Annotated in this window: 7 protein-coding genes; 4 read left to right on the top strand and 3 right to left on the bottom strand. The window is 57.3% G+C overall.

All coding sequences use genetic code 11. From position 1 onward, the window contains the following. Positions 1 to 34: 34 nt before the first annotated feature. On the bottom strand, positions 35 to 376 hold the full coding sequence (locus tag KOE80_RS03145) for a Na+/H+ antiporter subunit C (RefSeq protein WP_035272858.1): 342 nt from the start codon (positions 374 to 376) through the stop codon (positions 35 to 37). Then, the gene (locus KOE80_RS03140) at positions 376 to 3,303 is read right to left on the bottom strand and encodes a monovalent cation/H+ antiporter subunit A (protein WP_035272857.1); all 2,928 of its coding nucleotides are present in this window, start codon (positions 3,301 to 3,303) and stop codon (positions 376 to 378) included. The genes KOE80_RS03145 and KOE80_RS03140 overlap by 1 nt, the downstream gene beginning before the upstream one ends. Before the next feature lie 196 nt (positions 3,304 to 3,499). On the opposite strand from KOE80_RS03140, the gene hemN reads away from it, so the two are divergent. Together hemN and KOE80_RS03130 are read left to right on the top strand one after the other, a co-directional pair. Next, on the top strand, positions 3,500 to 4,921 hold the full coding sequence (gene hemN / locus KOE80_RS03135) for an oxygen-independent coproporphyrinogen III oxidase (RefSeq protein ID WP_226348341.1): 1,422 nt from the start codon (positions 3,500 to 3,502) through the stop codon (positions 4,919 to 4,921). Positions 4,922 to 5,043: 122 nt separating this feature from the next. Further along, positions 5,044 to 6,192, top strand: coding sequence for an NAD(P)H-dependent flavin oxidoreductase (locus KOE80_RS03130; protein WP_021446508.1), 1,149 nt, complete (start codon positions 5,044 to 5,046; stop codon positions 6,190 to 6,192). Between the two features lie 14 nt (positions 6,193 to 6,206). Here KOE80_RS03130 and KOE80_RS03125 read toward each other — a convergent pair whose 3' ends face one another. Next, the gene (locus KOE80_RS03125; RefSeq protein ID WP_009461759.1) at positions 6,207 to 6,743 is read right to left on the bottom strand and encodes a hypothetical protein; all 537 of its coding nucleotides are present in this window, start codon (positions 6,741 to 6,743) and stop codon (positions 6,207 to 6,209) included. A 343-nt stretch (positions 6,744 to 7,086) separates the two neighbouring features. Between KOE80_RS03125 and KOE80_RS03120 the strand changes: the two genes are divergently transcribed. Together KOE80_RS03120 and pbpC are read left to right on the top strand one after the other, a co-directional pair. Then, on the top strand, positions 7,087 to 12,996 hold the full coding sequence (locus KOE80_RS03120) for an alpha-2-macroglobulin family protein (RefSeq protein WP_226348340.1): 5,910 nt from the start codon (positions 7,087 to 7,089) through the stop codon (positions 12,994 to 12,996). Further along, positions 12,980 to 15,142 (top strand): penicillin-binding protein 1C, encoded by a 2,163-nt coding sequence (gene pbpC / locus KOE80_RS03115; protein WP_226348339.1) that lies wholly within the window; start codon positions 12,980 to 12,982, stop codon positions 15,140 to 15,142. The genes KOE80_RS03120 and pbpC overlap by 17 nt, the downstream gene beginning before the upstream one ends. The last annotated feature ends 28 nt before the right edge of the window (positions 15,143 to 15,170 follow it).

The raw sequence follows: 15,170 nt of genomic DNA, 5'->3' as shown, positions 1-15,170 counted from the left end.
ACGGGCAATACGGGCAAGTGTTGGTTGAGTAGACTCACAGATCGTCTTCCTCGCGGCCATCAACGTGGTCGGTGCCGCTCAGGCCGCGGTTGGCCAGAATGACGACCAGAAACAAGGCGGTAGTGGCAAAACCAATCACAATTGCGGTCAGTACCAGTGCTTGTGGCAAAGGATCGGCGTAGCTGGCGCCCAGCTCGCTGCTATTGATCACGGGTGCAGCACTGATTTTGAGTCGCCCCATACTAAATATGAACAGGTTCACGGCATAGGAGACCAGGGCCAGTCCCATGATGACCTGAAAGGTACGCGGGCGCAGCAGGAGCCAGACGCCCGAGCCCGCCAGCACACCAATCGCAATTGAAAGCACGATTTCCATTATTTATTCTCCATCCCGGATGCAGCGTTCGAGGCGGATTGCAGCGACGGCAGTTTGCGATAAAAACGTAGGGACTGGTGGGCCAGCGCGACCAGAATCAGGATGGTGGAACCAATCACCAGCATGAATACACCAATGTCAAAGATCAGTGCGCTGGAAGTATGCACGTCGCCCACCAGGGGCAGGTGCAGATCCCAGCTTTGGGCAGACAGGAAGGGCTTGTTGAAGGCCCAGACCAGCATGGCAGCCACTCCGGCTGTCAGCAGACCCAAGCCAATCCAGGTTTGAGGCTGAATCAGAGGGCGGGACTCCATCCACACCACGCCGCTAACCATGTATTGCAGGATAATGCCGGTTGCCATGATCAGGCCGCCCACAAAACCGCCACCGGGCAGGTTGTGCCCACGCAGCAGGAAGTACAGGGCGATCAGCGTGGAGATAGGCAGCAGCAGGCGCAGCAAGACAGCTGGAATCTGCATAATGCCTTCTGGCAACGGTGTCTTGGGGTCTGGTTCCACAAAGACGGCTTCGCGGCTGTCCTTGACGTTCTGGCGACGGGCCAGAGGCTGGGCGATGGCTTCGATCGGTGGACGGAAGCGTCGCAGCAGCGCAAAGACCGTCAGGGCCACAATGCCCAACACCACGATTTCACCAAAGGTATCGAAGCCGCGGAAGTCCACCAGAATCACGTTCACCACGTTCGCGCCACCGCCCAGGGGCAGGGCCTTTTCGACAAAGAAGGGCGAGATGCCGCTGGGGTGAGGGCGTGTCATCATGGCGTAGGCCAGAGCGGCAATACCGCAACCGGCCAGAATGGCAATAATCAAGTCGCGGCTACGGCGGAACAGGGCACGACCACTATTGTCCTGGCCGCCAGGCATATCACTGACGCGTTGCGGCAACCAGCGCAGGCCCAGCAAAATCAGCACAACGGTGACCACTTCCACCGCCAACTGGGTCAGCGCCAGGTCAGGGGCGGAAAGCCAGGCAAAGGTCAGGCTGGTAACCAGTCCAGCGCCACCAGATAGCAGCAGGGAGGCCGGGCGGTGGAACTTGGCTTGACGAGCCGCACCAATCGCGCAGGCAATTCCGACGGCCCACATCAGGGCAAAGAAGGGGTCGATGGGGGTGGAAATAGTGGACTTGAACCAGTTGCCGCGAACCAGAGGCAGGGCAGCAACACAGATTGTGGCCACAATAATCAGCAAGGTCTGACGCTGCAGGCGTGGCGAGTAAAGCTTGCCCACGGCCCAGTTGGCTGCCACTTCCAGATACTCCATGGCCAGCTCAAAGAAGCGTCGGCCATCAGCACGGGTCAGCAAAGGCGTACGGCCTTGGCGGTTCCTGTAGAAGCGGTTGATGATCAGAACGAAGATCACACCCATGCCCGTGGCGACCAGACTCATGATCAGGGGCAGGTTGAAACCATGCCAGACGGCCAGGTCGTACTGGGGCATTTCTGCACCCAGAATGGCGCTAGCCGCAGTATGCAAGAAGGGGCCAAAAGTCAGGCTGGGAATAATGCCGACCAAGAGACAGGTCAGTACCAGAATCGCGCTGGGGATCAACATGCGGCGAGGCGGCTCGTGTGGCTCGCGGGGCAAGTCCTTGGCGACGGGGCCAAAAAACACCTGTGCGATAAAGCGCAAGGAGTAGGCCACGCTGAAGGAGCCCGCAATTACGGCCACCACGGGCAGAGCATATTCCCAGGTGTTGCCATTGCTGGCCAGAATGGTCTCGGCAAAGAACATTTCTTTGGAGATGAAGCCATTCAATAGGGGCACACCGGCCATGGCAGCCGCCGCAACGGTAGCCAAGGTGGCAGTCAAGGGCATGGCGTGGCGCAAACCGGAAAGCCGGTTCAGGTTACGGGTACCGGTCTCGTGGTCCACGATACCGGCAGCCATGAACAGGGAGGCCTTGAACGTCGCGTGATTCATCATGTGAAACAGCGCCGCGACCAGAGCCAGTGGGCTGTTCAGGCCCAACAGCAAGGTAATCAGACCCAGGTGGCTGATGGTGGAATAGGCCAGTACGCCCTTCATGTCGCGCTGGAACATGGCCACATAAGCCCCCAGCGTCAGGGAACACAGGCCAGCGCCGCCAATAATGACAGCCCATTCCGTGGTGCCCGACAGGGCAGGCCACAGGCGCGCCAGCAGGAATACCCCGGCCTTGACCATGGTGGCCGAGTGCAAATAGGCGGACACAGGTGTGGGGGCAGCCATGGCGTGAGGCAGCCAGATATGGAAGGGAAACTGCGCGCTTTTAGTGAGTGCACCCAAGGCAATCAGGATCAGCATCCCGGTATACCAGGGGTGATTGCGAATCTGCTCGCCCGACTCCAGTACCACACTCAGGTCGTAACTGCCGGCAGCCTGGCCCAGCATGAGCACGCCCGCCAGCAAGCAGAAACCGCCGGTTCCCGTAATGATCAGCGACATACGCGCACCCCGGCGCGCATCCATGCGGTGATACCAGTAGGCAATCAGCATGAATGAGGACAGACTGGTCAGCTCCCAGAACACGACCAGCTGGATCAGATTGCCCGACAGCACCACCCCCAGCATCGAGCCCATAAAGGCTTGCAGAAAGGAGAAAAAACGTCGGACCGGATCCTGGGCGGACAGGTAATAGTGCGCATAAAGGGCGATCAAGGCCCCCATGGCGGTAATGATGATACTGAAAAGCCAGGCATAGCCGTCCATGCGCAGCTTGAAGGTCAAGCCATGGGCGGGTATCCAGGAGCGTGACGACTCCAGCACCTCTCCGCGAGCAATGTCCGGATAGGCGTAGAGAGTGAGTAAGGCGCACGTAACGGCGACAGCGCCTGCAAGAGATGCCTGGAGTTTGCGAGAGTTCGCGGGCATCAGGGAAGATAGCAAGCTACCGATAAACGGTAGAGCTAGGATCACGAGCAAATACATCTGACTCCAACAGGCGGTAATTTAGGCGGCTAGCGCTTAATAATACGATATATGAAGCTAAATTCAGCCCAACAGCGATAAAAAAAGCGTTTTTTTAGTTATTGCGGCCTTGATGCAGGTCAAGCGCATGCTTGAGGTTTTCTCTCACAATGAATGCTTGACTAGAAGAAACAGGTCTCGTGCAGGAGGACCCTTTATGCCGCAAACACTGGAAGCATCGGATGCCAGCGCCCCCACCGCGCCGGATATCGAAATCTCTGAAGCCCTGATCCGGCGTTTTGATCGTTCCGGGCCTCGTTATACCTCCTATCCCACTGCAGATCGTTTTTTTCAGGACTTTCCTGCTCAGCCTTATATTCACGAATTATCGCGGCGCGCCTTGAGCAGCAGTAATCCGCCTCTGTCGGTTTACCTGCATATTCCGTTTTGTCAGTCGCTTTGCTACTTCTGTGCCTGCAACAAGATCATCACTCAGGATCGTAGCAAGAGCGAGCAGTACCTGGATTACCTGCTGCGCGAAATTGATATGGTCACCCAATATATGGGTGAAGACCGGCGCACCGAACAACTGCATTTGGGCGGCGGCTCGCCCACTTTCCTGGACAATGAACAGTTGGCCCGCTTGATGACCAAGCTCAAGGAGCAGTTCGCGTTCACGGACGATGCCGAACTGGGCATCGAGATCGACCCGCGTACCTTGGCGGAAGGCACGCTCCAGAACTTGGCGGCTCTGGGTTTTAACCGTACCAGCTTCGGGGTGCAGGATTTTGATCCCAATGTGCAAAAAGCGATCAACCGTATTCAGCCCTTCGAAATGGTCAAACGCGCCGTTGAAGAAAGCCGGGCTGCCGGTTTCCAGTCCATCAACACGGACCTGATCTACGGCCTGCCTTTGCAGACCCTGGAAAGCTTTGCCATCACCATTGACTCCTTGGTGCAACTGCGACCAGATCGCATCGCTCTGTATAACTACGCGCACTTGCCAACACGCTTCAAGGCTCAGCGTTTAATCAATGAAGAAGAGCTGCCCGATGCCGATCAGCGTCTGCAACTGTTCTTGATGTCTTCGCAGCGTCTGCTGGATGCAGGCTATGTCTATATCGGTCTGGACCACTTTGCCTTGCCGACCGACGAGCTGAATCTGGCCCGTCTGGACGGCAGTCTGCACCGCAACTTCCAGGGCTACACCACCCGCGCAGCCTGTGATCTGGTCTCTTTTGGCGTGTCGTCCATTGGTCAGGTGGGCACCATGCATGTGCAAAATGCCCGCAGCCTGCGCAATTACTACGCCGATATAGACCGGGGGCGTTTGCCTATCGAGCGGGGTATTGTGATGCAGCAGGATGATCGCCTGCGGGCGGAAGTCATCATGCATTTGATGTGCAGCATGCCAGTGCCTATCTTGCGTCTGGAAGCGCGTTACGGCATTGATTTTGCCAGCTACTTTTCCGCCGAGCTGCAAGAGCTCAACAGTTATGCCGACGCTGGTCTGCTGACGGTCGATGCCCAATCCATCCAGGTTCTGCCCAAAGGTCGTTTGTTTGTGCGCGCCTACAGCATGGTGTTCGACAAGTACTTGAGCCAGGAAAGCGGTGCGCGCTATTCCCGCCTGATTTAACACAGTGGCCGTCCTTGCAGACGGCCACGATTCTATTGCCCTGTTTCTGGTCCCGACGTGGCCGGCAGGTTCTTGCATCAACCTAAGGTATTAACATCGTGCTAAAGACGGATTTACGTCTCATGTCCCTGAAGGGAAAACTGCTTTTGCCTATTGTTCAAGGCGGCATGGGAGTCGGTATTTCGGCGTCCCGGCTGGCCGGTACTGTGGCTGCATTGGGCGGGCTGGGGACGATCTCCAGCGTGGATTTACGGCGTCATCACGAAGACCTGATGGACAGCACCCAGGGTGATGTCGAAAAAGGCGTGGTCGATGCAGCCAATTTGCAGGCCCTGGACCGCGAGATCAATCGTGCCCGAGAGCGTTCTGGTGGTAACGGTGGCATCGCCGTCAATATCATGAAGGCTGTCTCGCAGTATCCCGAGTATGTGCGTCAATCTTGCGAAAGCGGGGCAGATGCCGTGGTGGTGGGCGCTGGCCTGCCGCTGGATTTGCCTGAGCTGGTTCAGGATCATCCCAAAGTTGCCTTGATTCCAATCTTGTCGGATGTGCGCGGCGTCACTTTACTGGTGAAGAAATGGCTGCGCCGCAAGCGTTTGCCGGATGCAGTCGTTCTGGAAAATCCCCGTTTTGCCGCAGGCCACCTGGGGGCCGCCGACGACCAATCCTTGAACAAACCTGAATATGCTTTCCAGCGCGTTCTGGAAGGCTGCCGTGCCTTGTTTCGCGAGTTGGGCCTGGAGGCCGAGCGTATTCCCTTGATCGCTGCAGGCGGGATTCACCGTCCTGAACAACTGCGTCAATTAATGGATTGGGGTGCAGATGGTGTGCAAATGGGCACTGCCTTTGCCGTCACTGAAGAAGGTGATGCGCATGAAAACTTCAAGCGCGTGTTGCTGGATGCCGAGCCCAAGGACATCGTGACCTTTATGAGCGTGGCCGGACTGCCTGCCCGTGCCGTGCGTACGCCCTGGCTGGATGCTTACCTGCATAAAGAGCAAAAGCTGCAATCGGTGGCACGCGAGCGTGCTTGCACGGAAGGTTTTGACTGCCTGGCGCATTGCGGCTTGCGCGATGGCGTGCAACGCCATGGTCAGTTTTGCATTGACCGTCAGCTGGCCTATGCCCTGAAAGGTGATGTACAGCGCGGTCTGTTCTTCCGTAGTTCCGAAGCCTTGCCTTTTGGCAAAGCCATGAAATCGGTGCGCGAGCTGATGGACTATATGTTGAATGGCCGCAGCAAAACGCCGGGCGTGGTTCCTGCGGCCTAAACGGGATCAAGGGCTTAGCCCTTGATTTCGCGGATCAAGCCTTCCTCACCGCCATCAATGGTGTGGACGGCTTCCTTCCTTTGTGTCTCCAGTGCCAGGCGGCGGGCAATTTCATAGCATTCTTCAATATGCTGGTTGCCGACTTTGCGCAGCACTACAAAGCTGATGGAAGCGGAAATGGCGCTGCCTATCAAAGGCACATATTTGGCGCCGTATTTCCCGGCCAGTTTCTTCGCTCCCAGACGCACCAGAATATTGACCACGCGATCTGTAGTCAGCACGCGTCCCACCATGCCCAGGCCCATACTGGTTCCCCCCACGACCACCAGCTTTTTCAGCTCCGGGCTCAGGGCGTCCACATCGTTGGCCGTCAAGCCGAAGCGCGCATTGATGATGGGGATGACTTTCATCAGAATCGCCACATCCGTACCCACATCCACACCAGGGATGGGCACCACGGCTGCCGCTGCTGACAGCAGAGCGCGCCGACTGATTAGTTTGCGACATTCCTCGCGGGTTTTATCCAGTTCCTGCAGTGTCATCGTGCTCATGTGTCTGTCCTGAAATCTAAGCGGATTGATCGTGCAAGCCTTAACGCATATGGGGCGAGTACCGTGCTTTTCCAGTGACTGCCTGGGCAATTATGTTTCTTATCGTAGTGGATGCCGCCAGTTTGGGGAAAAAAGCAGGGTATTGGTCGCATTTGAAATTTTTTCTTTCAAATGCCATGAATGCTTCTACAAACGGGTGTCGTGAACAATTAAAGCCCGGTGTCTTTTTCTGTTGCACTTGGTGGCATTCTTTATGCGCTTTCGGGGCTATTCAGACACGCTCAGAGGGTCTGATTTCTATTAAACTGGCGCCGAAAATAGCACATTCCATAGGGGAAGAACGATGCATCGCCAGTCTTTGCTGGGTTTGATGTTCTTGCTGGGTGTCAGTAGCGCCCAAGCCATTACGATAAGCAGTTTCTCGCCCCAAGGGGCGACATCGGATTTGCGGGATGTCAAAGTCACCTTTGCCACACCCGCAGTTCATTTTGGGGATTCGCAATTGCCTGCACCCGTTCAGGTGCAGTGTGATGATCCTTCGGTAGTCGGTCAGGGCCGTTGGCTTGATTCGCGCCGCTGGATTTATGAATTCGACGAGCGTCCAGGACCAGGCTTGAGTTGTACGGCCGTCGTGTCCAAAAGTTTTCGCAGCATCAATAATGAAGCGATTAGCGGACCGGCTCAATATCGTTTTAATTCAGGCGGCGCCATTCTGGAAAGCAACCGCCCGTATTACAACATTATTGATGAAGACCAGGTCTTTCTATTCAGCTTCAATGCGCCGGTTAATAGCGCCTCTTTAGTCAAGAACGGCTATTGCCGGGTAGAGGGTATTGGCGAGCGTATTGGCTTGAAAGCCATTGAGGGTGCCGAGCGCGACGCCATGGTTCGCGCCGAGTTCTATGTGGACGAGGTAGACGACCGATACCAGGCCGTCCAGTGTGCGCGTCCCCTGCCAGCGGATGCCAGCGTGTCGGTGGTGCTGGAGCCGGGCGTCATGACGCAGATTGAAAATCGCAAGGGCGTCCCTAATACGGACCGCTATACCTACGATTACAACGTGCGCCCCGAGTTTACCGCCTCGCTCACTTGCATGCGTGAGCGCGCAGAAGCGCCTTGCACGCCGGTTGGCAGCTTCGGTGTTCAGTTCTCCGCGCCTGTCGCGTACGAGTACTTGAGCCAGATTCGTTTGGAAGCCGGCAAGCAGGTTTGGGAACCCAAGTCTGATAGCGACGAGGCATGGCAGGATCGTGGGCCTGGCCAGTACGTGCGTTTCGAGGGTCCTTTCCCTGAAAACGCCAAGCTGACGGTCAAGATTCCGGACAGCCTGACGGACGACGCAGGTCGCCGCCTGAAGAACCCGCAAGTGCTGAGCAACGGCATGAGCACCACGACCTATCCGCCGCTGGTGAAGTTTGCGGTGGAGCCTTTCGGGATTGTGGAGCGTTTCGGCCATGCTGATCGTGACGGATCGGACGATTCCGATCCGCCAGCCATTGGCTTGAGCCTGCGTAATGTCGAAGCCAATCTGACAACCCAGCAAATGCTGGTGTCCGCCGGTCAGGTGGGGGCTCTTGCCGTGAAGGACGACAAGGAAGTTCTGACCTGGTTCTCCCGTCTGCGTCAGCTGAACTATTCCTGGTCGGTCACCCCCGACTATCTGAAGACCATGATGGGCAGTGACTTCCATGTCACCGCTCCTTTGAATGAGAACGGCTACCTGGATCTGCGTGCCCAGCCCCTGTTGCAAGGCAAGGATCTGAAGAAGCTGGACTTGCCCGGCATGGATCAAAAAGGCGAGCGTCCTTTTGAATTGATTGGCGTGCCGCTGAAAGAGCCTGGTTTCCATGTTCTGGAAGTCGCTTCCCCACGTCTGGGAGCTTCCTTGCTGGAGGCGGCCGGTACCATGTACGTGCGTAGCTCTGTGCTGGTGACCAACCTGGGTGTGCATATCAAGAAAGGTGGTGACGATTTGCTGGTCTGGGTCACGACACTGGATGATGCCAAAGTCGTGCCCGGCGCGAAAATTCGCGTGATGAACTGCCGTGGTGAAGAGCTGCTGCAAGGTGAAACAGACGAGAATGGGATGTTCCATCACCCGCAGGCGGTGTCCAGCCCGGATTACTGCCAGGAAACCAGCTTGTCCGGTTTGTTTGTGACGGCGCGAATCGACAAGAACAACCCCATGGCTCGTGGTAAAGATGATTTCAGCTTTGCCTTGAGCGAGTGGAATTCGGGTATCGAGCCTTGGCGCTTCAATGTGCCTTACAACTGGGGCGGTCGCGATGAGGCCATTGCTCACACTGTGATGGATCGCAATCTGTTCCGTGCGGGTGAAGTGGCCCATATGAAACACTATGTACGCGAACGCGTGCGTGACGGTTTCAAGGCTCCAGCTCGCTATCCCGACACCATGATTGTCGAGCACGATGGCAGCGGCAAGCGAATTGAGCTGCCCTTGAAGTGGCAAAAGACAGCGGCAGGCAGCGTATTTGCTCTGACCGACTGGAAAATCCCCAAGGACGCCGAGCTGGGTGTGTATCGCTTGCGAACCGAAGGCGAGGATCAGTACTTCAACTTCGGCGAGTTCCGCGTAGAGCAGTTCAAGCTGCCTGCGTTGGGCGGCAGTATCAAGCTGGGTGACGGTCAGGATCGTCCTTATCTGGTCAAACCCAAAGAACTGCAGGCCGACCTGCAGTTGCAGTACCTGTCTGGTGGCCCGGCCGATTACTTGCCGGTTCAGTTGTCGGCGGTCGTCCGCTCGGCAGGAACGTCCTTCAGCGCCTATGACGATTTCAGCTTTGTCCCTCCCGAGAAAGTTGAACAGTCTGATGTCTCGGACTCCCGTGTTTTCCTGAACAAGAAGCGCTTTCAGCTGGATGCACAGGGTGGTTTGCGTGCCACGCTGGATGAGTTGCCTGAGGTGGATCGTCCTTCCGAATTTCTGGTAGAAGCCACTTTTGCCGATCCGAACGGTGAAATTCAAACCTTGACCCAAACCGTGTCCGTATGGCCGGCCGATGTAGTGGTGGGTCTGCGTGCAGGTAGCTGGTTGGCAGCCGGTTCGTCCACCAAGCTCTCGGCTATCGCGGTGAGCCCGGACGGCAAGCCACTGAAAAACGTGCCTGTGCGTATTGAGGCGGCCAATGTGCAGCGTTTCTCGATCCGCAAGCGTATGGTGGGTGGCTTCTACAGCTACGACAATCAGGAGCAGCGCGAAGACCTGGGCACGATCTGCGAAGGTCGCAGCGACGATCAGGGTCTGGTGCAGTGTGATGTGAAACTGGAGAAGGGCGGTCAGGTCGAGCTGCGTGCCATTGCACGTGATGGCGAAGGCCGCGAGTCCGTTGCTGCCAGCACCGTCTGGGTCAGTGGCTCCGGTTACCTGTGGTTCGGTGGTCAGAACGATGACCGTATCGACGTGATTCCTGCGAAGAAAGTTTGGGCTCCTGGCGAGACAGCCGAGTTCCAGGTGCGCATGCCGTTCCGCGAGGCCACGGCCCTGGTGTCGGTGGAGCGTGAAGGTGTCTTGCAGGCTCAAGTGGTTCAGCTGGAAGGCGACAGCCCTAACGTCAGCGTGGAGATCAAGCCCGAATGGGGGCCGAACGTTTACGTGTCCGTGCTGGTTCTGCGTGGCCGTCTGCGTGAAGTGCCTTGGTACTCTTTCTTTAGCTGGGGCTGGAGTCAGCCTCTGACTTGGTACAAAGCCTACTCGGAAGGCGGTGGTGAATTTGTTGCCCCGACAACTACCGTGGACTTGTCCAAGCCTAGCTATCGTTTTGGTCTGGCCAGCATTGAAGTCAGCAGCCAGCAAGATGCGCTGGATGTGAAGGTAACGACGGATCGCAGCCAGTACGCGATTCGTGAGCAGGCCAAGGTTGATATTCAGGTCCTCAAGTCCGATGGCACACCGGCAGCCGGTGCGTCCGTGGCCTTGGCGGCTGTGGATCAAGCCTTGCTGGAACTGAGCCCGAACAATAGCTGGAACCTGCTCAACGCCATGCGTGCCTTGCGCGGCTACAACGTGCAGACCGCCACGGCGCAGTCTGAAATCGTGGGTCGTCGTCACTATGGTCGCAAGGCTGTCGCAGCGGGTGGTGGCGGTGGCAAGAGCCCCACTCGTGAATTGCTGGATACTTTGCTGCTGTGGAAAGGCAATGTGGAGCTGGACGCACAAGGTCGCGCAACGGTGACCGTGCCGCTGAAAGACTCCCTGACCCAATACCGGATTGTGGCCGTCGCCGATCTGGCGGGCGACCGCTTTGGTAGTGGTTCGGCTCAGATCGTCACAACGCAAGACCTGCAAATCATTTCCGGTTTGCCAGCCATTGCTCGTGAGGGTGATGATTACCAGGCCCAAGTGACGCTGCGTAACAGCAGCCCACGTGCCATGACCGTGAAGGTGCAGGCGCAGTACCGTGGTAAAGGCTTGCCCTCGGCGGCCTTGCCAGAGCAAACCGTTGAGCTGGCTTCGGGCTCGGCTAAAGTGGTTTCCTGGCCCATGTCGGTTCCACTGTCCAGCGGTTCAGCTGATTCGCACCAGATGGAGTGGACGGTGGATGCACAGGAAGTTCAGCAGTCCGGTGCCACGGGCAAGGCTGCCAAAGACAGCCTTGCAATCAAGCAGGAAGTCTTTACCGCGACCCCCGTTACGGTTCAGCAGGGAACACTGGTTGCCGTGGGTATGGATGAGCCATTGAACATGTCGGTGCAGGCACCGGCCGGTGCCTTGAAGAACGAACAAGGCGTGGTTCAAGGTGGTCTGCAAATGTTGTTCCGTTCCTCCTTGGGTGGCGGTATGGAAGGGGTGCGTGCCTGGTTTGAACGCTATCCTTACAGCTGCTTTGAACAGCAAGCCTCGCGTTTCATGGGCCTGCGTTCCGAAGAGGCGTGGGCTGGCCTGATGCAGCGCATGCCGTCCTATATGGACGAGAATGGTTTGTTGCGTTACTTCCCAAGCAGCTACGGTTGGGGCAGCCGCGTGTTGACCAGCTACATCCTGGATATCAGCTACATTGCAGAATCCATGGGCCTGAACTACCCCATCCCGGACGGCTTCCGCAACGAGATGCTGCAAGCGCTGGAAAACGTGGTGAATGGTCGTATCCCGAGCATGCAAACGGTCTCTCGCCAAGAGCGGGATCTTGAGGTGATTCGTGCGACGGCCGTGTTGGCCAAGTATGGCCGTGCTCGCGTCAATATGCTGGATTCGGTGGAACTGAACCTGCAAAGCTGGCCCACTGAAATCCTGCTGGCCTGGGTGGATCTGACTCAGCGTTTGCCGGGCATCAAGAAAGCCGAGCAGACACGTAAAGAAGCCATGAATCTGATTCAGGCACGTCTGGTCAGCCGTGGTACCCGTCTGGTCTTTGGTGAGGACGCGCTTAACGGCAGCCCATGGGCCATGACCAGCCGCGTGACCAACCAGGCTCGCCTGATGCTGCTGGCCAATGAAATGTCGGACTGGACCGAGGACATGCCTCGTCTGGCCCAAGGTCTGTTGGCGGAGCAGCAACGTGGTGCATGGCGCATGACCACTGAAAACCTCTTGGGTAGTTTGGCTATTGAACAGTTCAGCCGTCATCACGAACAGAACCCTAGCGGTCAGTCCATGGTGATTCTGGGCTCGGAAAGTGCCCAGGTGGTGGATTGGGACATGCTCAAACCTGACGGTCAGGGTGTGCGCTCTTCCAAAATTGATGTGCCGTGGCGCGGCGATCAGGCCGATAACCTGAGCGTTGAGCAAATGGGTGAGGGCAAGGCCTGGATCGAAGTTCGCTCCCTGGCAGCGGTGCCCGTGACCAAGCCTATTGCGGCTGGTTTGAGCATGGAGCGTCACATCGAAGCCGTGGAGCAGGCCAAACCCGGTGTATGGAGTCGTGGCGACATCATGCGCGTGAAGATCAAGGTCAAGGCTCAAGGTCAGGCAAGCTGGGTGGTGGTGTCGGATCCGATTCCTGCCGGTGCCACTATCCTGGGCAGCGGCCTGGGTCGCGACTCTGCCATGGCAACGGCCGGTGAAGAGCAGTCCGGTCATTGGCCCAGCTTTGTCGAACGCCGCTTTGATGGCTACCGTGCTTACTACGAGCGCTTTGAAGAAGGCACGACCGAAGTCAGCTATACGGTGCGTCTGAATACAGTGGGTCAGTTCGTGCTGCCAGCCAGCCGTGCTGAAGCCCTGTACGAGCCCGACGTGTTTGCTGTCTGGCCTAACGAGCAAGTTCTGGAAGTTGTGGATGCACCAGCCAATTAAAGCAGGACTGCTGGTGTTGGGACTGGCCCTGTGGGCCAGTCCCGGGCAGGCCATGCCCAGCTACAAGGAAGTTCGGCAAGCTTACCGATCGTCCGATGTGCAGGTCCTGGATCGTCAGGGCCAGCTTGTCCAGCGAGTCCGTCTGGACTTTCGTCAACGGCGCGGCGATTGGGTCGCGCTGGAGCAAATTTCTCCGGCCTTGCAAATGGCGGTCCTGGTGTCTGAAGACCGCCGTTTTGAATCTCACGGTGGGGTGGACTGGTTATCAGTGGGCTCCGCCGCGTGGGATGGTCTGTTTGCCGGACGCAGTCGCGGTGCTTCTACGATTACCATGCAGCTGGCCGGCCTGATGGATCAGGATCTGATCGGTGGTCGAGGTGGGCGCTCAGTCTGGCAAAAGCTGGATCAGGTGGTGGCCGCCCAGTCGCTGGAAGACACCTGGACCAAGCCGGAAATTCTGGAAGCCTATCTGAATCAGGTGGCTTTTCGGGGTGAGCTGGTCGGGGTGGACGCGATGGCGCGTACCTTGTTTCAAAAGCAGGCCGCTGCGCTGGATGCACGCGAATCTGCCATTGCCGCAGTTTTGCTGCGCGGCCCCAATGCCTCGGCCTTGATGGTCGAGCGCCGGGCGTGTACGACCCTGCAAGAGATGGGACGTGCCGAACTATGTCGAGAATTAAGTAATCTGGTGCCGGTGGCTTTGCGCCGGGCCGGACAAGCCCCCTTGGGGCAAGCCCAACTGGCCCCTCATTTTGCCCGTTGGGTTCTGGATCAGAATCCTGAAATCAAGGCCGGTGACAGTATTCGTACGACCTTGGATACGCGCCTGCAAACTCAAGTGCAAGCCAGTATGCGGCGCCACTTGCTGGATCTGCGCACCGCACGTGTTCAGGATTCTGCGGTGGTGGTGCTGGATAACCATAGCGGACAGGTCCTGGCCTATGTGGGGTCCAGTGGCGATCTGTCCGAGGCGGCCGAGGTAGACCATGCCCGTTCCTTGCGGCAAGCCGGTTCCACGCTCAAGCCTTTTTTGTATGAGATGGCGATTGAAAAGCGCCTGTTGACCGCCGCATCCTTGCTGGAGGATTCGCCGCTGAATCTGTCCACCGGCAATGGTCTGTATATCCCGCAAAACTACGACAAGCAGTTTGTGGGCTGGGTCAGTGCGCGCAATGCTCTGGCTTCTTCCCTGAACATTCCTGCTGTGCGTGTGCTGACCATGCTGGGGCCTGCCAACTTGGTGGATCGCCTGCGTGCACTGGGCCTGAATCTGCGCCAGGATGGCGATTTCTATGGGTATAGCCTGGCTTTGGGCAGCGCCGATGTCACCTTGCTGGAACTGACCAATGCTTACCGTGCACTGGCCAATTTGGGCCAGACGCAAGCCGTGCAAACACGTATGGATCAGCAATCCGCTCCCTTTCATTCTGTGATGGATGAGGGGGCCAGTTGGATTGTGGGTGATATGTTGTCGGACCGTCAGGCTCGGGTGCTGACCTTTGGATTGGACAGTGCCTTGAGTACACCATTTTGGAGTGCGGTTAAAACCGGGACCAGTAAAGACATGCGTGACAACTGGGCCCTGGGTTGGACAGAGCACTATACCGTTGGCGTTTGGGTGGGAAATAGTGCTGGCCAAAGTATGCAAGATGTATCAGGTGTCAGCGGGGCAGCCCCGATCTGGCACGAGGTCATTTCGCTCTTGAACCAGCGTCGCCCCGGTCGTCAAACGGCCATGCCTGCCCAGGTGCAGGTGCGGCAGATTGAGTTTGTACCCGCCATGGAGCCTGGCCGGGAAGAGTTTTTCGTTGAAGGCACACAGACCGATCGTGTGGAATTAAGTGATGTGAATCTGGCCTATGCCGGCCCGGCCCGTATCCGCGAGCCGGTCAATGGCACCATTTTTGCGTTGGACCCGGATATTCCACCGCAAAACCAGCAATTGCGTTTGTTGGCCCAAGGGCAGATTACCGAGCCCTTGGTATGGTGGGTGCAGGGAGTAGAAGCAGGGAAGGGGGCGCAGCTGCGAATTCCATTGGTACCCGGAACGCTGCGCATTGAATTGAAAACTGAACAAGGTCGCTTAATGGATCAAGTCAGCGTACAAATTAGGGGTGCGCAAATGACAAGCTTTAACAAAGATTAACCGCTTGCGCTTTTACATGACTGATACA

It is taken from the genome of Alcaligenes sp. 13f (assembly GCF_020496585.1).
In the GTDB taxonomy this organism is placed as follows: Bacteria; Pseudomonadota; Gammaproteobacteria; order Burkholderiales; family Burkholderiaceae_B; genus Alcaligenes; species Alcaligenes phenolicus.
The sequence above is the reverse complement of the archived record's forward strand: the minus strand, read 5'-3'. Positions and strand labels throughout refer to the sequence as shown.